Source organism: Pseudorhodobacter sp. MZDSW-24AT (genome assembly GCF_002794355.1).
Lineage (GTDB): Bacteria > Pseudomonadota > Alphaproteobacteria > Rhodobacterales > Rhodobacteraceae > Pseudotabrizicola.
Map to the genome: position 1 here is coordinate 204262 of NZ_PGOI01000008.1, position 19201 is coordinate 223462.

At 65.4% G+C, this 19201-nt stretch carries 21 protein-coding genes; 3 read left to right on the top strand and 18 right to left on the bottom strand.

What is annotated here, in order from left to right; genetic code table 11:
* Positions 1 to 175 precede the first annotated feature (175 nt).
* The 5 genes from ftsA to CUR21_RS10620 all read right to left on the bottom strand — a co-directional run bounded on the left by ftsA (position 176) and on the right by CUR21_RS10620 (position 4785).
* Positions 176 to 1507, bottom strand: a complete 1332-nt coding sequence (ftsA, locus tag CUR21_RS10600; protein ID WP_100197011.1) for a cell division protein FtsA — start codon at positions 1505 to 1507, stop codon at positions 176 to 178.
* The gene (locus tag CUR21_RS10605; RefSeq protein WP_100197012.1) at positions 1504 to 2415 is read right to left on the bottom strand and encodes a cell division protein FtsQ/DivIB; all 912 of its coding nucleotides are present in this window, start codon (positions 2413 to 2415) and stop codon (positions 1504 to 1506) included. The genes ftsA and CUR21_RS10605 overlap by 4 nt, the downstream gene beginning before the upstream one ends.
* Positions 2403 to 3320, bottom strand: coding sequence for a D-alanine--D-alanine ligase (locus tag CUR21_RS10610; protein ID WP_100197013.1), 918 nt, complete (start codon positions 3318 to 3320; stop codon positions 2403 to 2405). Before CUR21_RS10610 ends, CUR21_RS10605 begins: the two co-directional genes overlap by 13 nt.
* A 60-nt stretch (positions 3321 to 3380) precedes the next feature.
* Entirely contained in the window at positions 3381 to 4304 is a 924-nt protein-coding gene (murB, locus tag CUR21_RS10615) for a UDP-N-acetylmuramate dehydrogenase (RefSeq protein WP_100197014.1), read from the bottom strand.
* Positions 4305 to 4401: 97 nt separating this feature from the next.
* Positions 4402 to 4785 (bottom strand): PRC-barrel domain-containing protein, encoded by a 384-nt coding sequence (locus CUR21_RS10620; protein WP_198431676.1) that lies wholly within the window; start codon positions 4783 to 4785, stop codon positions 4402 to 4404.
* A 183-nt stretch (positions 4786 to 4968) separates the two neighbouring features.
* Here CUR21_RS10620 and CUR21_RS10625 point away from each other — a divergent pair, with 183 nt between their 5' ends.
* The gene (locus CUR21_RS10625; protein ID WP_100197015.1) at positions 4969 to 5268 is read left to right on the top strand and encodes a hypothetical protein; all 300 of its coding nucleotides are present in this window, start codon (positions 4969 to 4971) and stop codon (positions 5266 to 5268) included.
* Between the two features lie 3 nt (positions 5269 to 5271).
* On the opposite strand, the gene CUR21_RS10630 is transcribed toward CUR21_RS10625, so the two are convergent.
* From CUR21_RS10630 to CUR21_RS10655, 6 genes are all read right to left on the bottom strand, one after another.
* On the bottom strand, positions 5272 to 5529 hold the full coding sequence (locus CUR21_RS10630) for a DUF2484 family protein (RefSeq protein ID WP_100197016.1): 258 nt from the start codon (positions 5527 to 5529) through the stop codon (positions 5272 to 5274).
* Positions 5526 to 6938, bottom strand: coding sequence for a UDP-N-acetylmuramate--L-alanine ligase (gene murC / locus CUR21_RS10635; protein ID WP_100197017.1), 1413 nt, complete (start codon positions 6936 to 6938; stop codon positions 5526 to 5528). Before murC ends, CUR21_RS10630 begins: the two co-directional genes overlap by 4 nt.
* Complete coding sequence (locus tag CUR21_RS10640) at positions 6935 to 8035, bottom strand: UDP-N-acetylglucosamine--N-acetylmuramyl-(pentapeptide) pyrophosphoryl-undecaprenol N-acetylglucosamine transferase (protein ID WP_100197018.1); 1101 nt, start codon at positions 8033 to 8035, stop codon at positions 6935 to 6937. Before CUR21_RS10640 ends, murC begins: the two co-directional genes overlap by 4 nt.
* Positions 8035 to 9198, bottom strand: a complete 1164-nt coding sequence (ftsW, locus tag CUR21_RS10645; protein ID WP_100197019.1) for a putative lipid II flippase FtsW — start codon at positions 9196 to 9198, stop codon at positions 8035 to 8037. The genes CUR21_RS10640 and ftsW overlap by 1 nt, the downstream gene beginning before the upstream one ends.
* 150 nt (positions 9199 to 9348) lie before the next feature.
* On the bottom strand, positions 9349 to 10239 hold the full coding sequence (locus CUR21_RS10650) for a DMT family transporter (protein WP_232622794.1): 891 nt from the start codon (positions 10237 to 10239) through the stop codon (positions 9349 to 9351).
* A gap of 43 nt (positions 10240 to 10282) precedes the next feature.
* Positions 10283 to 11164 (bottom strand): LysR family transcriptional regulator ArgP, encoded by an 882-nt coding sequence (locus CUR21_RS10655; RefSeq protein ID WP_369802532.1) that lies wholly within the window; start codon positions 11162 to 11164, stop codon positions 10283 to 10285.
* A gap of 99 nt (positions 11165 to 11263) precedes the next feature.
* Between CUR21_RS10655 and CUR21_RS10660 the strand changes: the two genes are divergently transcribed.
* On the top strand, positions 11264 to 11866 hold the full coding sequence (locus CUR21_RS10660) for a LysE/ArgO family amino acid transporter (RefSeq protein WP_198431677.1): 603 nt from the start codon (positions 11264 to 11266) through the stop codon (positions 11864 to 11866).
* 92 nt (positions 11867 to 11958) lie between these two features.
* Here the strand turns inward: CUR21_RS10660 and CUR21_RS10665 are convergent, their stop codons facing one another.
* Complete coding sequence (locus CUR21_RS10665) at positions 11959 to 12165, bottom strand: cold-shock protein (RefSeq protein WP_100197021.1); 207 nt, start codon at positions 12163 to 12165, stop codon at positions 11959 to 11961.
* A 280-nt stretch (positions 12166 to 12445) separates the two neighbouring features.
* Here CUR21_RS10665 and CUR21_RS10670 point away from each other — a divergent pair, with 280 nt between their 5' ends.
* The gene (locus tag CUR21_RS10670; protein WP_100197022.1) at positions 12446 to 13090 is read left to right on the top strand and encodes a sulfotransferase family 2 domain-containing protein; all 645 of its coding nucleotides are present in this window, start codon (positions 12446 to 12448) and stop codon (positions 13088 to 13090) included.
* Between the two features lie 11 nt (positions 13091 to 13101).
* Here CUR21_RS10670 and CUR21_RS10675 read toward each other — a convergent pair whose 3' ends face one another.
* The 6 genes from CUR21_RS10675 to CUR21_RS10700 form a co-directional block, all read right to left on the bottom strand.
* Entirely contained in the window at positions 13102 to 13842 is a 741-nt protein-coding gene (locus CUR21_RS10675; protein ID WP_100197023.1) for a YebC/PmpR family DNA-binding transcriptional regulator, read from the bottom strand.
* Between the two features lie 69 nt (positions 13843 to 13911).
* Positions 13912 to 15270, bottom strand: coding sequence for a phosphomannomutase (locus CUR21_RS10680; protein WP_100197024.1), 1359 nt, complete (start codon positions 15268 to 15270; stop codon positions 13912 to 13914).
* Positions 15271 to 15274: 4 nt separating this feature from the next.
* Complete coding sequence (locus tag CUR21_RS10685; protein WP_100197025.1) at positions 15275 to 15646, bottom strand: hypothetical protein; 372 nt, start codon at positions 15644 to 15646, stop codon at positions 15275 to 15277.
* 11 nt (positions 15647 to 15657) lie between these two features.
* The gene (locus CUR21_RS10690) at positions 15658 to 17436 is read right to left on the bottom strand and encodes an SLC13 family permease (protein ID WP_198431678.1); all 1779 of its coding nucleotides are present in this window, start codon (positions 17434 to 17436) and stop codon (positions 15658 to 15660) included.
* Positions 17436 to 18335, bottom strand: coding sequence for a DMT family transporter (locus tag CUR21_RS10695; protein WP_232622758.1), 900 nt, complete (start codon positions 18333 to 18335; stop codon positions 17436 to 17438). The genes CUR21_RS10690 and CUR21_RS10695 overlap by 1 nt, the downstream gene beginning before the upstream one ends.
* The gene (locus tag CUR21_RS10700) at positions 18332 to 19144 is read right to left on the bottom strand and encodes a TIGR00282 family metallophosphoesterase (protein WP_100197027.1); all 813 of its coding nucleotides are present in this window, start codon (positions 19142 to 19144) and stop codon (positions 18332 to 18334) included. The genes CUR21_RS10695 and CUR21_RS10700 overlap by 4 nt, the downstream gene beginning before the upstream one ends.
* Positions 19145 to 19201 lie beyond the last annotated feature (57 nt).

Here is a 19201-nt window from a genome sequence, read left to right on the forward strand (position 1 = left end):
TTGATATCCTGATCGGGGTCCGCACGCCTGTCCCGGGCGTTTTAACCTCGAATTAGCGCCTAGAATATCCACAAGGCCGCCAGTCGTCACTTAAAAAAGCGCTAGAACCCCACAAAATATGGGGCTCATCGCTCATTTTTCAGCGGGATTTCGCCAGTCACGCAAGGTTTTGCGGTTACCAGTTGTCCTTGAACCATTTCACCACCCGCTTGAGCGACCGCGCCGGGTAACGCTCGGCGGGGATTTCAAAGTCCCACCATTCGTCCTGCGGATGCGCCGCAAAGAGGCACAGCCCAACGGTCGAGGCAAAGGCAGCGCCCGTCGCCGCCTGTGGCAGGCCTTGCACCCGCAAAGGACGCCCCAACCGCACCCGCTGGCCCAGAATGCGGCTCGCCAGCCCGTCCAGACCCGGAATCTGGCTGGCGCCTCCGGTCAGCACGATCTGCTGGCTGGGCAGGCTGTCAAACCCGGCCGCATCCAGACGCGCCCGCACCTCTTCCAGAATTTCTTCCACCCGAGGCCGCATGATGCCGATCAGCTCGGCCCGGCTCACCTGACGGCGGTCCTTTTCCCAATCGCCGCTGTCGCCGCCCACCTCGATCATCTCGCGGTCGTCCATGCCGGTGGCCTGCACGCCGCCATGCTTGGTCTTGATCCGCTCGGCCACCGCCATCGGCACCATCAGACCTTTCGAGATATCGCTCGACACATGATCCCCGCCCATGCGCACCGCATCGGCGTAAATCATGTGCTTCTTGATGAACACCGAAATCCCGGTCGACCCACCGCCCATATCGATACAGGCCGCGCCCAGCTCTTGCTCATCCTCGACCAAGGCCGAAATGCCCGAGACATAGGCCGAAGACGCCATCCCCGCCAATTCCAGATCGCAGCGCTGGATGCAGTGCAGAATGTTCTGCACCACCGTGCCATCAATCGACAACAGGTGCATGTCGGTGGCCAGACGGTTGCCGATCTGCCCGCGCGGATCGCCAAGACCCGACCGGTGATCCAGCGCAAAGTTCACCGGCTGCGCATGCAGCACCTCGCGGTTGTGCCCGATGTCGGGCAGCTCGCATGACGCCAGCACCCGCGCCACGTCCTGCTCGGTCACCACGCTGTCTTCCAGATCAATCTCGCCCGCCAGACCATAGCTGCGCGGCTCCGCGCCCGAGAAACAGGCGATCACATGATCCACCCGCACATTGGCCATCTTCTGCGCCGCTTGCACCGCCGTGCGCACCGCGCGCTCGGTCTCGGCCATCACCGCAATCTCGCCAAACCGCACCCCGCGTGACCGGGTGGTGGCCGCGCCGATCACCCGAAAGGACGATTGCCCTGCCATCGGCCCGACCGTGTCATCCCCGAAACTGTCGGTGCCGTCAAAGCGCAGGATCAGACAGGCGATCTTCGAGGTGCCAATGTCCAGAATGGCGATGACGCCGCGTTGCATGGCCGCACGGCGCATGTTCCGCATGGCGCGCTGCGCCTGATAAAGATCGGTCATAGCTGGCTCCCGCTGATGTCAATGCCCTGTGACTGGCGCAGCTGGCTCAGCGCATAAGGCGCCAGACGCAGCACGGGGCGGTGTTCGGTTCTCAGGTCCACGGTCAGAATATCGCGTCCCAAAAGATCGCCCGCCTGATGCAGGGCGATCAGCCGCTCGATGGCGGCAATCGGTTTCTCTTCGGGCAGCAGGATGCGCTGGTTGCGGTCCAGCACCACGTCCCAGCGCCGCTCGCCCACCCGCACCAGCCCGCGCACGCGGTCGGCAATCGGCGCCGCCGCCGCCAGCAAGGCCAAAGCCTCAGGCGTCGCGCTGTCGGCTGCCTCCCCCGCGATCAGCGGCAGATCCGGGCGGTCGCTGCGCGCGGCAAGGCTCGCCACCCGGTGCCCGCTGGCATCCAGCATCTCGATCCCGTCTTCGGTGCGCCACAGCAACGCCGGTTCCCGCTCGGTGATCGCCACCTCCAGCACGCCGCCCGACCGCACGATCAGATCGGCGCGGGCAATCGCGTCCAGCTCCTGAATCCGCGCCCGCGCCGCCACCAGATCAATGTCGAAAGACGATTGCGGCAGCTTCAGGTCCAGCCGCGCCCGCACCACATCGGCCAGCTCGGGCGAGGCCCCCACCACCGACACCAGCCCCACCATGAACTCAGGTCGGTTCTGGAACTGCGTGCGGATCTCGGTGATCCCGCCCGCAATCGCGGTGCGCCGGTCTTCATCGGCCAGCACCAGCCCCACCACCAGCGCCAGCACAAAGGTCGGCACGCCCACCCGGAACATCACCCGGAACAACGGCGTCAGCCACAGCCGCTGCATCCGATAGGCCCAACGCGACGGCGCCGGATCGCGGCGCAGCGGGTGCACGGTCAGCGTCGGCGTGCGGCGCGGCGCGCTCAGCGGTTGCATGACGCATCCTCCACGATCCATGCGCACAGCGCGGGAAAAGAAATTCCCATATGCGCCGCCTGCTCTGGCGACAACGACGTCGGCGTCATCCCCGGCTGGGTGTTCGTCTCAAGCAGGATCAATCCGTCCACACCCTTCGCCTCATCCCAGCGAATGTCGGTCCGGCTCAGACCCCGGCACCCCAACGCCCGATGCGCGCGCAAGGCATAGTCCAGACAGGCCGCCTCGACCTCGGCCGGAATCCGGGCAGGCACCTCGTGGCGGCTGCCCCCGGGCTTGTATTTGGCATCGTAATCATACCAGCCATCGGTCAGAATATCGGTCACGCACAGCGCCCGATCTCCCATCACGCTGATCGAAAGCTCGCGCCCCGGCGCATAGGCCTCCACCATCACCTTAGCAGGCATCTCGGCGCTCAGCCGCGGCGCATTGCTGCCCGGGCGCACGATATAGACCCCCACGGACGAGCCTTCGTTGTTGGGCTTCACCACATAGGGCGGCGGCAGCACATGCCCGGCCTCCACCACCTCACGCGCCACGATCACCGATTCCGCCACCGGCAAGCCCGCCGCGCGGTAGACATCCTTGGTGCGCTGCTTGTCCATCGCCAGCGACGACGCCAGCACCCCGGAATGCGTGTAAGGAATGCGCAACCATTCCAGCAGACCCTGCACGCAGCCATCCTCGCCCCAGCGGCCATGCAAGGCGTTGAACACCACATCTGGCTTGATCTCGGTCAGGCGCGCGGGCAGGTCCGGGCCCGCATCGACCTCGACCACCTCATATCCCGCCTCGCGCAGCGCTTTTGCACAGGCATTGCCTGTCGACAAGGAAACTTCCCGCTCCGCAGAGGGGCCGCCCTTGATCACCGCCACGCGGGACACCCTGCCAGATGCACCCGCCATTTACTGCCTCTCGGGCCTGTTTTTGGCCCATATTCTTGTTATTTTGCGCGCGCTTGGCCGTTACGCTTCGCCGACACGCATGATTTCCCATTCTAACGTGATCCCGCTGGTTTGGAAAACCTTTTTTCGCACCGCCTCGCCCAGATTTTCCAGATCGGCGGCGGTCGCCCCTCCGGCGTTGATCAGGAAATTGGAATGCATCTGGCTCATTTGCGCCCCGCCCAGCGTGGCGCCGCGCATTCCGGCGTCATCGATCACTTTCCACGCCTTCAACTCATGCGTGTCGTCCGCCCGCCCCGTCGAGGAATGGCCGACCGGATTACGAAAAGTTGATCCGGCGCTCCGTTCCTTGGTGGGCTGGCTGGCATCGCGCTTGGCCAACTGCTCCTCCATCCGCTGCGCCAAAACAGTTGGGTCGCCTTCCGGGGCGCGGAAGGTGGCGCTCACCACCACCGCGCCTTCGGGCAGGTCCGATTGCCGATAGCGCAGGTTCAATGCCGCCACGGGCAGATCCACGATCGATCCGTCCCGCAGCACCACGCGCACGCTTTCCAACACATCCGCCACATAAGATCCGTAGCAGCCCGCATTCATCCGCACTGCGCCGCCGATGCTGCCCGGAATCGTGCGCAGAAAGGTCAGGTCCAGCCCCGCCTCCGCTGCCCGCCGCGCCACATGCGCATCCAGTGCCGCCGCCCCCGCCGTGATCCGGCGGTCTTCCTCGATCCCGATGGCGTTGAACCCGCGCCCCAGCCGGATCACCACCGCGCGCAATCCGCCATCGCGCACGATCAGGTTCGACCCCACGCCCATCGGAAACACCGCCACATCCCCGGGCAAAGCCGCCAGAAACGTCGCCAGATCCTCCACATCCGCAGGCTGGAACAGCCAATCCGCAGGTCCGCCCACGCGCAGCCATGTTAGATCGGCCAAAGGCCGGTTGGGGGTCAGGGTGCCGCGGGGGGTGGGAAGGCTCTGTGTCATGCGCCCTTGCTACCCGCGCCCCGCCGCCAAAGACAAGACCCCGAAATGCCAAACGGGCGCAGCCTTGCTGCGCCCGTCGGTTTCTCATCGCCTTGGCTTACAGCCAATACGGCGCCACACCGTAATATTCATGGCTGCGCTTTTGCCACTCGCGGTTGTCGCGCCATGTCTCGTCTTGTTTCGGCGCCTGCTCCAGCTGTTCCTTGGTCAGATCGGTGACATAGCCTTCGCGGGCGGTGTCATACTTCAGCTTGCCAAAAGGAATGGCGTGGTGATCGCTGCCGATCCCCAGAAAGCCACCGAATTCCAGCACGCCATAGACGATCTTCCCCGACGACGTATCGACCATCACATCATCGATATGCCCCAGCTCATCGCCCGCCGGGCTATAGACGCGGGTGCCCTGCACCGTCTTGCCGGAAATCAGGCTGCTGCCGGTCGGCATGGTGGATGTCGCATTCGCAAAAGATTGGGTCTGCATCTCAAGTCCTCCGTTAAGGGCAAAGGCGACCAAGAAACGGCCACGCTGCTTGCCATACCCAGACTCAACCGGCAGGCGCCGCGAAGGTTCCCCCGTTTCCGTCAGGGAAGCCAAGGCGGAACCCTGCTGCGCCGCCGCGCGTTGGCAAATCACACCGCCACACGCAAAAAGCAGGAGAACGCCATGGCCTTCCCATATCTGCGATCCACCATCGTGCCGATTGCTGTCGGTTGCTTTGCCGGCGCCGCGATCATCGCGGGCCTGACAGCCGGTCTTTACGGCTGGCAACTCTTCGCGGCCGCCGCCATCATCGGCCTTGCCGCAGGCATCCCCGCCGGGCTGTGGAGCGCGCGCCGGATGCGCGAGACCGATCCCCTCCCCCGTCCAGAAAGCCCCACCATGGACCCAAGCGCCGCCGCGCGGGAGGTCGATCCCCGCCGCGCCGAACCCTATCCTCCGGCGCCCGATCAGGGCAAAGCCTGACCCTTACTCGGCGGGCGTTCCGGCGCGCGCCTTGATCCAGCGCCAGAAATGGATCAGCGGCCAGCGCAGCACACTCGCCCCCGCCGCCATGATGACCATTCCCCACAGCGGCCCGCTCTCCGCCGTGACCCAGCCCACCAGCGGGATGCCCACGGCGATCAGCGCATAGGCGGCGCGCCAGTGGTGGTCACGGCTGGGGAGCATGGCGATCACATTGGCCACCACAAGCCAGATCAGCGCTGCGGTCAGCGCGGGGCTCATGCGGCTTTCTCCACCAGCTTCGCGGGCAGCGCATTGGCCCAAGCGCTGATCGTGCCAGCCCCCAGACAGACAAAGATATCCCCCGGCCGCGCTTGCTCACGGAACAGCCGCGCCAGATCCGGCTCATCCATCACCGCCCGCGCATGGCGGTGGCCATGGGCGATCAGCCCCGCCACCAGATCGTCGCGACCAAAGCCCGGCATCGGGTCTTCGCCCGCCGCGTAAACCTCGGAAATCGCAACCACATCCGCTTCGTTGAAACAGGTGCAGAAATCCTCGAACAGGCTCGACAACCGGCTGTAGCGGTGCGGCTGATGCACCGCGATCACCCGGCCCTTGGTCGATTGCCGCGCCGCGCGCAGCACCGCCGCGATCTCCACCGGATGGTGGCCGTAATCGTCGATGATGGTCACCCCATTCACCTCGGCCACCTTGGTGAACCGCCGGTTCACCCCGGCAAACCCGGCCAAGGCTTCGCGGATCTCGCTTTTCTTCATGCCCAGATGGCGCGCCACCGCAATCGCCGACAGCGCGTTCGAAACGTTGTGATCGCCCGGCATCGGGAGCACACAGCCTTCAATTTTAGAACCTTCATCCTCGTTGTTCAGCAGCACATCGAACAAAGCGCTGCCATTTTCGAACCTCAGGTTCACCGCCCGCACATCTGCCTGCGCGTTGAAGCCAAAGGTGACGATCCGCCGATCCGCCACGCGCCCCACCAGCGCCTGCACCTCGGCATGGTCGGTGCAGCACACCGCCAGACCGTAGAAGGGAATGTTGGACACAAAGTCGAGAAACCCTTTGCGCAACGCGTCAAAGCTGCCCCAATGCTCCATATGCTCGGGGTCGATGTTCGTCACAATCGCAATCGTGGCGGGCAAGCGGTTGAAGCTCCCGTCGCTTTCATCCGCCTCCACCACCATCCATTCGCCCGCGCCCGCGCGCGCGTTCGACCCATAGGAATGGATCACGCCCCCGTTGATCACCGTCGGATCAAACCCGCCCTTGTCCAAAAGCGTCGCCACCATCGTCGTCGTGGTCGTCTTGCCATGCGTGCCCGCCACCGCAATATTCGACCGCATCCGCATCAGCTCGGCCAGCATCTCGGCCCGGCGCACCACCGGCAGCTTGCGCCGCCGCGCCTCTTCCAGCTCGGGATTGCCCTTCTTGATGGCCGAGGAAATCACGATCACCGCCGCATTGCCAATGTTCTCGGCCGCCTGCCCTTCAAAGAACGTGGCCCCCAAGGCCACCAGCCGATCGGTGATCTTGCTGGCCTTCGCGTCCGACCCCTGCACCGTATAGCCCAGCGTCATCAGCACTTCGGCAATGCCCGACATGCCGATTCCGCCGATCCCCACAAAGTGGATCGGGCCAAGTTCCAGCGGCAATTTGGTTGCTGCATTCATTGCGGGGCTCCTTCTGCGAGGGCTTCAACAAGCGCCACCAAGCGTTCGGTGGCATCGGGGCGGCCTTGCGACAAGGCATTGCGCGCCATCCGGCTGGCCGCATCGGGTTGCGACAGCACCGCCGCCATGTGGCCGCTGAGCGTGGGCGCGTCAAGCACCTTTTCCGGGATCACGATGGCCGCCTCGGCCGCCGCAAGCCCGCGCGCATTGGCAGTTTGATGGTCGCCCGTCGCCGCCGCAAAGGGAATAAAGATCGCCGGACGCCCGATTACCGAGATATCGGCAATCGACGATGCTCCCGACCGCGAGATCACCAGTTGCGCCTCGCTCAGCCGCGCCGGAATATCGGTGAAAAAGGTCTGCACCTCGGCCCGCACGCCCGCCTGCGCATAGGCCTCGACCACCCGCTCCAGATCTTCGGCCCGCGCCTGATGCGCGACCCGCAGATTGCGCCGGATCGCATCGGGCAGCCTCGCCACCGCCTCGGGCACCACATCCGAAAGGATGCGCGCGCCTTGACTGCCCCCCATCACCACCAAGGACATCGGGTAATCTCCCGGCGCGATATATCCCGCCGCCGCCCGGTCCAGCACCGCCAGCCGCACCGGGTTGCCGGTGTGCACAGCCTCCACGCCATCGGGCAGGTCGGTCGGCCATGTCCCACAGGCCACCCGGTCCACCCGCGTGGCGAACATCTGGTTCACCCGCCCCAGCACACCGTTCTGCTCGTGAATCATCCGAGGCCGTCGCAGCACCCAAGCGGCGACCAGCGCGGGGATCGTCGGATAGCCGCCGAACCCCACCACCACCGCTGGCCGGTCGCGCATCTGCGCCAGCACCGCGCCCAACACGCCCCCCGCAATGCGAAACGGCACCATCGCCCGCGCCAGCACACCCCCGCGCGCAAACGTGGCCGAGGCCACCTGCTCCACCTTCACCACATGCGGAAAGCCACCCGTATAGCGCGCGCCGCGCGCATCGGTCGACAGCTTCACCCGCCAGCCTTTGCGCACCATCGCCTCGGCCAGCGCCTGCGCGGGGAACATATGCCCCCCGGTGCCGCCCGCCGCGATCAAAAGCAGCTTTTCCTTGGCCATCAGCGCCCCCTGCGGAGGATATCGCCAATCTCACCCTGCGGGCGGCTGCGCGTCAAGGCCAGCAGCATCCCCACCGTGATCCCGGCGGCAATCACCGAAGACCCGCCATAGCTGACAAAGGGCAGCGTCATCCCCTTGGCGGGCAACAGCCGCACCGCCACCCCCATGTTGATCATCGCCTGCACCCCAAAGATACAGGCAAGCCCGGTGCCCGCCAGCCGGATGAACGGGTCGCGCTCGCGCATCAGCCGGAACAGGCTGCGCACCACGATGGTGCCATACAGCGCCAGAATGATCAGCACGAGGATCAGCCCATATTCTTCCGCCGCCACCGCGATGATGAAGTCGGTATGCGCGTCGGGCAGCGTCCATTTCACCTGGCCTTCGCCCACGCCCACGCCAAAGAAGCCGCCTTCCTGAATGGCGTTGGTGGCATAGCCGATCTGGCTGCGCGGGTCGATCTCGGGGTTCAGGAACCCGTCGATCCGGCGGGCAAAGTGCTCGGAACTTTCATAGGCAATCGTCGCGCCAAAGCCGACAATGCCCAGAATGATCCCGATCAGGGTGATCGGCGCTCCGGCCACGAAATAGATCACCCCCCAGCCAAACAGGATCAGCGCCGCCTGCCCGAAATCGGGCTGGATCGCCAGCAGCATCACCACCACAAAGGTCAGCCCGAACGACACCGATTTTCCCGGCGGCCCGTTCAGATCTTGGCTCGCCGCCATCAGCCAAGCCACGATCACCATGAAGCCGGGCTTCAGAAACTCCGAAGGCTGCACCGAGGCAAAGCCAAAGCTGAACCAGCGCACCGCGCCCTTGCCGAAATCGGTGCCAAAGAACGGCAGCAGCATCAGCGCCAGAAAGGCCCCGGCAAAGCCGATGACGCCCAGACGGCGGATCATCGCGGGCGGCATCATCGACACCCCCGCCATCACCACCAGCGCCACCACGCCAAAGACGGCTTGGCGCTGCACATAATAGAAATCGTTCAACCCGTTGCGGCTCGCCAAAGGCACACTCGCCGCCAACCCCAGCAAAAGGCCGATGCCGAACAGCACCATGATCGCGGTCAAGGACCATTTGTCGATGGTGCGCCACCAACGGGGAATGACAGGCTCTGTCACCCGAACGGGATTAGAGCCATAGACCATTTCAGTCATGGGAAAACCGCCTGTATTCTCTGCACTGCCGATTGCCCGTTTGCCGGGTCTGATGCGAAGTCTAGCCAACAACCGCGCACATGGCCAGAGGAAAGGCAGGCCTGCGCGCATCGCCTTGCCGAGGGTTTGGCGCCCCCCCGCGGCGTCGGACTACGGCCCCTCGGCCACAAGCGCGCGCCGCCGCTCGCGCGCCTCGGCCCAGGTGATATAGCTCACCGATCCCACGATCACCGCGCCGCCGATCAGCACGAACAGATCCACCCGCTCGCCAAAGATGAACCAGCCCAAAAGCGCCGCCCAGATCAGCTGCAAGAACACCACCGGCTGCGACACCGCGATCGGCGCCGCCGCAAAGGCCCGGCTCATGCAGTAATGCCCCGAGGTCGCGCAGGCCGCGACCACGGCAAGCCACGCCAACTGCTCCAGACTCATCGGCACCCAAACCCAAGCCGCCAGCGGTGCCAGCGCCAGCGTCACGATCAAGGACAGCATCGCCACGATCTGCCCTGCCGTGGCCACCGCCGAAAGCCGCTTGGCAAACAGGTAAGATCCGGCGAAAAACACCGCCGCGCCAATCTGCGCGATATGGCCATCCGTCACCTCGCGCAGGCCGGGGCGCAGCACGATCAGCGCGCCCCCCATCGCCACCGCAATCGCCATCACCCGCCGCAGCGACAGGCGCTCACCAAAGAACACCACCGTCCCCAGCGTCAGCAGCACCGGGTTCAGATACCCAATCGCCGTCACCTCGGCCACCGGGATGCGCGCCATCGCATAGAACCAGCAGATCACCGCCGCCACATGCACCGCCCCCCGCCCCAGATGCAGCCGCAGATGCAACCCGGCAAAGCCTTGCCGCCACAGCCCCATCAACGCAGGCGCCAGAAACAGCGCCCCCCAGGCAAAGCGCACAAAGGCCGATTGCGCCGCCGGAAGATCGGTGCCCAGATAGCGCACGATCCCCGTCACCCCCACAAAGCTCAGACCAGAGGCCAGCATCCAAAGGATCGCATGCACGGGGTTGGTATCGGTCTTGACCATCATGCGCGTTTTCTGGTCCTCGGCGCCGACAGAGACAAGCGCCTTATTGTATCCGTAACATCTGCGCCGCCGCCGCGCGCAGCGCCCGCGTCAAGGGCGCAATCGCCTCGGCCGTCAGCCGCGCAAACTGCCAGTGCAGCGCCACATCCAGCGGCGTGCCCGGCACCAGCTCCACCAAACGCCCCGCCGCCAGATGCCCTGCCACCAGCGGCAGCGGGTTCAACCCCCAGCCAAGGCCCAAAAGGCAGGCATCCACAAAGCCGTGGGTCGAGGCGATGCGGTGGCTGGGAAACTCCGCCCGCGCGCCCAGCCCCCGCGCCGCCACCCATTGCGCCTGCAATCGATCCTTGTCGGAATAGGTGAGCGCCGGAGCCCGCGCCACCGCCGCCGCCGTCACCCCGCCCGGAAACCAGCGCGCCATATAGGCCGGGCTCGCGGTCGCCACATAGCGCAGCGCACCCAAAGGCTGGGTGTCACAGCCTTGCAACGGCCCCGCATGGGACGTCACCGCCGCCAGCACCTCGCCCCGCCGCAGCCAGTCCTGACTGAAGTCTTGGTCATCGATCACCAGATCGAAGAGCACCCCCGGCACCTGCGCCAGCGCCGGCATCACCCATGTCGCCAGAGAATCCGCGTTCACCGCGATGCGCAGGCTCACCGCCCCGCCCTGCACGCCGGGCAATTCTTCGGCGACCTGCCGTTCCAGCAGAACCACCGCATCATGATGCCGGATCAGACGCAGCCCCGCTTCGGTCGCCGCACTCGGACTGCCGCGCCGGATCAGCAAGGTGCCCGCCCGCTCTTCCAGCGCCCGCACCCGCTGCGACACCGCCGATTGCGTGATGTTCAGGTCAGCCGCCGCAAGGTCAAACGACCCGCGCCGATGCACAGCGGCAAGGGCGGCCAGTTGCAAAGGGTCAAAGATCAGCACAGCTTATCCATCATCAGAAAGATGATCTGGATTGATGCCGCAGCCTCGGCCTAAGTCAAGCCAGCCCAAAGAAAAGCCCCACGGAAAATCCCTATGACCGCCCTTCTCGCCGGATTCTTCACCGCCTTGTCGCTCATCGCCGCCATTGGTGCTCAAAACGCCTTTGTCCTGCGCCAAGGCCTGCGGCGCGAGCATGTGGGGCCCGTGGTGCTCACCTGCGCGCTGTCCGATGCCGTGCTGATCGCCGCCGGAGTGGCAGGCTTTGGCACTCTCGCTGCCCTCGCGCCATGGATCACCAGCGCGATGCTCTACGCCGGGGCCGCCTTCCTCATCGCTTACGGCGCCTTGCGCTTCAAAGCCGCCTTCAAGGGCGGTGAGGCGCTGCGTCCGGCCTCCGGCGCCTCGGCCAGCCTTGGCCGCACCTTGGGCACTGTTCTGGTGCTCACTTGGGCCAATCCGCATGTCTATCTCGATACGGTGGTGCTCTTGGGGGCGCTCTCGGCGCAATACACGCCACAGCACTGGATCTTTGGCCTTGGCGCCATGGCAGGCAGCTTTGCCTTCTTCACCGCGCTTGGCTTTGGCGCCCGTCTGCTGGCCCCGCTTTTTGCCAATCCGCGCGCTTGGGTCTGGCTCGAAGCCATCATCGGCGTCACCATGTGGCTGATCGCCGCCGCGCTGATCGCCGGGGCCTAAGGCGCAATGCAAACCGGGGGCGCAACGCAAAACGGGGGCGGCTTGCGCCACCCCCGTTTCAAATGCCTAACCCAAGGGTCAGACGTGAATGATCACGCCAGAGCCAGGTTGGTCGCCGATTCGCGACCGTTGCGGTCACGCTCCAGATCAAAGGTCACAGCCTGACCGTCGTTCAGCGCACGGATACCAGCGCGCTCCAGCGCGGTGATGTGCACGAACACGTCCTTGGTGCCGCCTTCCGGAGCGATGAAACCGAAGCCTTTGGTGGCGTTGAACCATTTCACGGTGCCGTTGGCCATCGTGAGATCTCCTGTAATGTGTGCCACCCACAACATGCGATGGCCCGGCCGAGAGTCGTCTAGATCGCGAAACTGTGGGCCGAAGCAGACAGAAGACCGAAAGAGAAGAAGCTTTGCCCCCCCTATATGGGCGACTTCCCCCTCAAACACAAGGGGCTTGCCAAGAAACCCCTCTCCCCGCGCCGCACCCCGCTGCAAACCCCTTGAACGGCTGCCGAAAAGCGGCGATCACAACGCAGAGCGGCGCCCCGGAAAGCGGCCGCGCGCAGGCGGAGCGGCCATGCTGATCAGCAAAAGACACAAGTTTCTCTTTGTCGCCAATACCAAGGCCGCCTCCACCTCCATCGAAGCCATCCTCGCCCCGCATGCCGAAATTCAAGGCCCCCCCGGCCCCAAGGGCAAGCATCTGCCGCTGGCGCGCATCCGCCAGCAGTTCGCCCCGGTCTTCGATGCACCCGGCCAGTCGTTCGACAGCTTTTTCCGCTTTGGCGTCATGCGCGATCCGATGGATTGGATCTTGTCTTGGTTCCGCTACCGCAAGGGCAATCTGGTCGAAGCGCCTTTGCCCCCCGACATGAGCTTTGAGGCCTTCTGGCACGCCGCCGACTGGAACATCCGCGATGACAAAGGCGCGCCCTATTCACAGGGCCGCATCTTTCTGGACGAAAGCGGCTCCCCGCTGGCCGATGTGATCCTGCCCTATCACCTGCTCGACAGCCTGCTGCCGCCCGTGCTGGCGGCCCTTGGCCTGCCCACGACAGTGCCGCGTCTGAACACAAGCGCCATCCCGCGCGAGGCCGCGCGCATCCCCAGGCATCTGCGCGCCGCCGTCTGCACGCATTTCGCCGCCGATTACGCGCTTTACGATCAGCTGACCGCGCTCAACGCGGCGGGCATGGCCCGCCTGCGTCAGCGTCAGGCCTGACAGGCGCCGCCTTACAGCTGCGCCGCCACATCCTCGGGGATGTCAAAGTTATGAGTGACGGTCTGCACGTCGTCATCTTCTTCCAGCAGGTCGATCAACCGCATCAGCTTTTGCGCCGTGTCCAGATCCACCTCGGTGCGCGATTGCGGCTTCCAGATCAGCTTCGATTCCGTCGACTCGCCCAAGGATTTCTCCAGCGCGTCCGACACCTCGTTCAGCGTCTCGACCGAGCAATAGATCCAGTGGCCTTCCTCATCGGACTCCACGTCATCCGCCCCGGCCTCCAGCGCGGCCATCATCACCGTATCGGCATCGCCCACCGAGGCCGGATAGGAAATCTCGCCCACCCGGTCAAAGCTGTGCGCCACCGATCCGGTGGTGCCCAGATTGCCGCCCGCCTTGCTGAAATAGCTGCGCACATTGCTCGCGGTGCGGTTCAGGTTGTCGGTCATCGCCTCGACGATGATCGCAATCCCGTTCACGCCATAGCCTTCATAGCGGATTTCGGTGTAATCCTCGCCATCGCCCATCTGGCTTTTCTTGATGGCGCGGTCGATCACATCCTTGGGCATCGACACCGCCTTGGCGGCCTTCACCGCAAGACGCAGACGCGGGTTCATGTCCGGGTCGGGCATCCCCATCTTGGCGGCGACGGTGATCTCCTTCGCCAGCTTCGAAAACATCTTCGAGCGCAGCTTGTCCTGCTTGCCCTTGCGATGCTGGATGTTTGCCCATTTTGAATGGCCAGCCATGACCCGTACTCCTACCCGTCTTTTGCGTGCTGGCTTCCCTTACACCAGCGGCAAGCCCGCCTGCAAGGCTCAGGCCAGCTTGGCCCGCACCTGCGCAAAGGCCTGCACCATCAGTGCCTGCGCCGCCTCACGGCTGTCAGCCTCGGCGTAAACCCGGAACTCCGGCGCATTGCCCGACGGGCGCAAATGCACGATCCGCCCATCCGCCAGCGTGAGCCGCAGCCCATCGGTGCGCTCCACCGACGCCACCGTGCCAAAGGGCGCCACAAAGGCCTCCAGCCCCCCGGCCTCCAGCGCGGCCAAAAGCGCCTGCGACGCCGTCACCGGCACCTGCTCCAGCCGGTCGGTCACGGTAAAGCGCGCAGGCTCTTGCCCCACCCGCGCCGCCAGCGATCCGGCCCGCTTGGCCTCGATCAGCGCCGCCACGATCGGCAACAGGCTGTCGCGCGTCATCAGCCGCGGCAAGACGCCCTCCGGCCCTTGCGCGTCAAAGCCCAGCAGGAACCCGCCATTGGGCTCATATCCCACCACGCGCCCGCCTGCCGCTTCCATCGCCGCAATCACAAAGGGCGAGCCGATGCGCGTGCGCAGCACCCGGCCAAAGCGGCCCGACAGATCCACCCCCGAATTGGCCGAAACCGTGGTCACCACCTCCTCGGCCCCCACCAAGGCTGCCGTGATCTGGCCCAGCACATCCCCCGGCACGATCTGCCCGGTCGCATCCGCCACCAAAGGCCGGTCGCCATCGCCATCGGTCGAGACGATGGCATCCAGCCCCTCGGCCCACGTCTTGAACTGCGCGCGCACCTCGGCGGGCACCGCCTCGGTGTCCACCGGCACAAAGCTGTCCGAACGCCCCAGCACCGCCACCCGCGCGCCCATCGCCTCCAGACAGGCCACCAGCCCGTCGCGGCTCACGGCGGAATGCGCCCAGACGCCCACCTTCAGGCCGTCCAGCGCGCGGCCAAAGGCCCCGCGATAGCGCGCCGCCCAATCCCCCGTCGCCTGAAACGTGCCGCGCCGCGACGCCTCCAGCCCGGCCGCCGCCCGGCCCAAGCCGCCCAGAATCGCCTCTTCATCGCGCTTGGTGATCTCGCCTTCGGGCACATAGAACTTCAGCCCGTTGCGATCCGCCGGAATATGGCTGCCCGTCACCATGATCGCCGCGGCCCCCGCCGCCATTGCGGCCATCGCCAGCGCGGGCGTCGGCACAGCCCCGCAGTCGGTGACCGCAACCCCTTCGCCACGCGCCGCCGCGATCACCACCTCGGCCAGATCGGGCGAGCTGTCGCGCAGATCCCGCCCCACCCACAGCCCCGTCCCCACCGGACAAACCGCCAGAAAGCTCCGCGTGTAATCCGCGACCAGCGCAGGCGTCAGCTCGCTGACCAGACCGCGCAGTCCGCTCGTTCCAAATTTCGGCGCCATGTCCTCAATCCTCGAAAATATCTTCCACCGCGGGGGGCGAAACGAAAACCCGCGCTTGGCCGATGGCATCGGTGATCACCACCTCTGCCATCGGCGGCACCGCCCCTTCGGCGCCCAGCGCCGCTGTCAGCCCGGCAAAGGCCTGCCGCAGCAGATTGGGCCGCTCCACCACCTGCACCGCATAGCGATGCCCCGGCAGACAGGCGTCAAACGCGCCTTCGGGCACCGCGCGCCAATTCGTCACCCGGCACACCCGGCCATCCGACACCACCACTGTCAGCACCTGGTCCGAAAGGCGCGCCTCCTGCGCCACCGGCGCCCCGCCCAAAGGCCCCGAACAGCCCGCCAGCACCAGACAGATCAACAGCTTACGCATCCTAATTCCCTTCAAAACGGAAAGAACAACGGGATCAACGCCGAGATCGCCGCCATCATCACAAGGTTCAGCGGCACGCCGATCCGCAGAAAATCACTGAATCGATACCCCCCCGGACCATAGACCAGCGTATTGGTCTGATAGCCGATCGGTGTCGCAAACGAGGCCGAGGCCCCAAACATCACTGCCACCACAAAGGGCCGCGGATCAACCCCGATCTGCACGGCAAGCCCGATGACGATGGGCGTCAGGATCACCGCCACCGCATTGTTCGACACGATTTCCGTCAGCACCGAGGTCAGCGCATAGATCACGAAGATCAGCGCAAAAGGCGGCAGGCCTTGCATGAACGGCGCCACCCAGCCCACGATCATCTCCACCGCGCCCGAATGTTCCAACCCCGCGCCCACCGCCAGCATGGCAAAGATCAGCGCCATCAGGCGCCCATCCACAAAGCCAAAGGCCTCATCCGCATCAATGCAGCGCGTGATCAGCACCACACCCACACCAATCATCGCCAGCACCAGAATCGGCGCCACATTCAGCGCCGACAGGCCCACCACCGCCGCCAGCACCAGCACCACAATCGGTGCCTTTGTCCGCCGATAGGCCCGGTCCGACGGTTCCGAGATGTTGACCACATCCATATCCGCCGCCAGCCGCTGAATATCGGCCGGTGCGCCTTCCAAAAGCAGCGTGTCGCCCACCTGCACCACCAGATCATCCAGCTGCCGCCCGATGTTCTGATTCTTGCGATGCACGGCCAGCGGATACACCCCATAGCGCCGCCGCAAGCGCATGCTGCCCAGACTGCGCCCCACCATCGCGCAGCCCGGCGTGATCAACACTTCCACCGTCGTCGTCTGCACCGAAGACAGCTTGTCCACCATCCGCAGGTCCCGGCTTTCCTGCAAGGCCAGCACCTCCGACATCGGGGTGCGCAGCACCACCCGGTCGCCGGTTTCCAGCACCACCTCCGACAATTGCCGCCGCAAACTGGCGTCGCCGCGCAGCACATCGACCACCCGCATGTTGTCGCGCTTGAACAGCGCCACCTCTGTCACCTTCTGGCCCGCAATCGGGCTGTCCTCGGGCACCGCCACTTCAGTGAAAAACTTCATGCGGCTGCGGTCGGTCAGCATCATCGCCATGCTGTCCCGGTCCGGCAACAGCCGCTTGGTGAACAGCGCCAGATAGGTCATCCCCACCAGACAGACGGCAATGCCCAAGGGCGTGATCTCGAATATCCCGAACGGCTCCAGCCCCCGCTCGCGCGCCACCCCGTCCACCACGATATTGGTCGAGGTGCCGATCAACGTCACCGTCCCGCCAAAGATCGCCAGATAAGACAGCGGGATCATCAGCTTGGATGGCGAAAGCGAAAGCTGCCGCGCGATCTGCATGAAGACCGGGATCATCACCACCACGATCGGCGTGTTGTTCATAAAGGCCGACATCGCCGCCACCGACGCCGAGATCACCCCCAATGACGCCATAGGATGCGTTTTCACATAGCGCAGCGCCGCTTGCGTGGCCGAATCCAGCGCGCCCGTCCGCACCAACCCGCCCGCGATGATGAACATGGCGGCAATCGTCCAAGGGGCCGCGTTGGACAGCGCCTTCACGGCATCCGCCTGTGGCAGGATGCCCAGCAGCAGCATCAGACAGGCCCCGCCAATCGCCGTCACCTCCACCGGATAGGTCTCGCGCACGAACAGCACTAGCATGCCCGCCAGAATGGCCAGCGCCAGATAGGCCTGCACCGTCTGATCCAAATCCAAGCCGAACATCATTCCCCCTGCAGGCCTTGCGCTGCTTGTCTTGGCTGCACCAATGCCACGCCCGCCAGCATCACCACAAGCGCGGCCCACACCAAAGGCTGCAAGCGCTCGCCCAAAAGCAGCATCGCCCAGACCACACCCGCGCCCGTGACCAGATAAGAGCATTGTGCCGCAAAAACCGCCCCCGCGCGGGCGGCAAGCCAGACATAGCCCGCATAGCACAGCGCATGCACCACGCTCGATGCGATCAGCGCCGCCTCTGGCAGGCCCCAAGGCGCGCGCGGATCAATCCACTGCCCGCTGGCCACGGCCACCGGAAGGCACAGGATCATCCCCACCAGACTGGCCATGAACATCGCCTGCACGGCATCCATGCCGCCGGTGCCGTGGCGCGCCACGTAATTGGCCTCCATCGCATAGAACAATGGCCCCACCAGCGCCAGCGGCAGAAAGGCCAGCAGATGCCCCGGCAACCCCGCGCCCGGGGCCGCGATAAGCGCCACCCCCATCAGCCCAAGGCCCAAGCCAAGGATGCGGCGCTTTGAAAACCGGTCCATCCCCAAAGCCAGCGCCATCGGAAACGACAGCAGCGGCACCGCCGAAATCAGGATCGACATGATCCCCGAAGGCAGATGCTGAATGCTGGTGTAAAAGGTGGCATTGGGCACCAGCGTGCCCAGCACCGCCACCACCAGCGCAAAGCCCAGCGCGCGCCGGGTGAACACCAGCCCCTTGCCGCGCAGCAGTGACAGCGCCCCCAGCACGCCGGTGCAGATCACCAATTGCCAGAAGATCAGACCAAAGGGCTGGTGCCCCGTGCTGGTCGCCAGCTTACCCAAAGGCTGTGTCATGCCCCAGCCAAGGCCCAACGCCATCAGCACAAGGGCAAACAGCCGGTGTTCGCTCAAGGGCGCGCCTCTTCCAGCCGCCCGCCCACCCGGATCATCCGCACGCGCAGCGCCTTGCCAGTGCGGTCATCGGTCTCCACGAACACCCCCGACAGCGTCGCCGGCCCGGCGGCAGGCTCGAACCGCGCCTTCGGCATCCCGGTGATGAACCGCCGCAAAGGCTCCATCCGCTCCATCCCGATCACCGAATTATAGTCACCGCACATGCCCGCATCCGTCAGATAGGCGGTGCCTCCGCTCAGGATCTGCGCGTCGCCGGTGGGCACATGGGTATGGGTGCCCACCACAAGGCTCGCCTGCCCGTCGCACCAATGCCCCATCGCCATCTTCTCTGATGTCGCCTCGGCATGCACATCCACAATCGCCGCCTGCACCGCGCCGCCCAAGGCATGCGTCTTAAGCACCTGCTCGATCGCGGAAAACGGATCGTCAAAGGGGCGCTTCATGAACACCTGCCCCAGCACCTGCGCCACCAGCACCTTGCGCCCTTGCGTGGCGCTGAACACCCGCCACCCCTTGCCCGGCGCCACCTTGCTGAAATTGATCGGCCGGAGGATGCGCGGCTCCTGCTCGATGAAACTCAGCATGTCCTTCTGGTCAAAGGCATGATCCCCCAGCGTCAGGCAATCCGCCCCCGCCCCCAGCAGGATCTTGGCATGATCCGGCGTCAGCCCCGCCCCGGAAGAGGCGTTTTCGCCATTCACCACCACGAAATCGAGGTTCCATTCCGTGCGCAACCCCGGCAGCCGCTCGGCAATCGCCGCGCGCCCGGTCCGCCCCATCACATCGCCAAGGAAAAGCATTCGCATGGCCCCCGGGTTAAGCCGCGCCGCGCGCCCCTTCAAGCAAAATCGCAGCCGCCTCCG

Bases quoted from the DNA above. Each gene is read 5' to 3' on its own strand.
- CUR21_RS10700 (WP_100197027.1), bottom strand. From the start codon at position 19,144: ATGCGAATGCTTTTCCTTGGCGATGTGATGGGGCGGACCGGGCGCGCG.
- murB (WP_100197014.1), bottom strand. From the start codon at position 4,304: ATGACACAGAGCCTTCCCACCCCCCGCGGCACCCTGACCCCCAACCGG.
- CUR21_RS10690 (WP_198431678.1), bottom strand. From the start codon at position 17,436: ATGTTCGGCTTGGATTTGGATCAGACGGTGCAGGCCTATCTGGCGCTG.
- CUR21_RS10665 (WP_100197021.1), bottom strand. From the start codon at position 12,165: ATGGCCAACGGCACCGTGAAATGGTTCAACGCCACCAAAGGCTTCGGT.
- CUR21_RS10605 (WP_100197012.1), bottom strand. From the start codon at position 2,415: ATGCAACCGCTGAGCGCGCCGCGCCGCACGCCGACGCTGACCGTGCAC.
- ftsW (WP_100197019.1), bottom strand. From the start codon at position 9,198: ATGACTGAAATGGTCTATGGCTCTAATCCCGTTCGGGTGACAGAGCCT.
- CUR21_RS10620 (WP_198431676.1), bottom strand. From the start codon at position 4,785: ATGCAGACCCAATCTTTTGCGAATGCGACATCCACCATGCCGACCGGC.
- CUR21_RS10685 (WP_100197025.1), bottom strand. From the start codon at position 15,646: ATGCGTAAGCTGTTGATCTGTCTGGTGCTGGCGGGCTGTTCGGGGCCT.
- CUR21_RS10610 (WP_100197013.1), bottom strand. From the start codon at position 3,320: ATGGCGGGTGCATCTGGCAGGGTGTCCCGCGTGGCGGTGATCAAGGGC.
- CUR21_RS10670 (WP_100197022.1), top strand. From the start codon at position 12,446: ATGCTGATCAGCAAAAGACACAAGTTTCTCTTTGTCGCCAATACCAAG.
- CUR21_RS10680 (WP_100197024.1), bottom strand. From the start codon at position 15,270: ATGGCGCCGAAATTTGGAACGAGCGGACTGCGCGGTCTGGTCAGCGAG.
- murC (WP_100197017.1), bottom strand. From the start codon at position 6,938: ATGAATGCAGCAACCAAATTGCCGCTGGAACTTGGCCCGATCCACTTT.
- CUR21_RS10650 (WP_232622794.1), bottom strand. From the start codon at position 10,239: ATGGTCAAGACCGATACCAACCCCGTGCATGCGATCCTTTGGATGCTG.
- CUR21_RS10625 (WP_100197015.1), top strand. From the start codon at position 4,969: ATGGCCTTCCCATATCTGCGATCCACCATCGTGCCGATTGCTGTCGGT.
- CUR21_RS10675 (WP_100197023.1), bottom strand. From the start codon at position 13,842: ATGGCTGGCCATTCAAAATGGGCAAACATCCAGCATCGCAAGGGCAAG.
- ftsA (WP_100197011.1), bottom strand. From the start codon at position 1,507: ATGACCGATCTTTATCAGGCGCAGCGCGCCATGCGGAACATGCGCCGT.
- CUR21_RS10630 (WP_100197016.1), bottom strand. From the start codon at position 5,529: ATGAGCCCCGCGCTGACCGCAGCGCTGATCTGGCTTGTGGTGGCCAAT.
- CUR21_RS10640 (WP_100197018.1), bottom strand. From the start codon at position 8,035: ATGGCCAAGGAAAAGCTGCTTTTGATCGCGGCGGGCGGCACCGGGGGG.
- CUR21_RS10660 (WP_198431677.1), top strand. From the start codon at position 11,264: ATGACCGCCCTTCTCGCCGGATTCTTCACCGCCTTGTCGCTCATCGCC.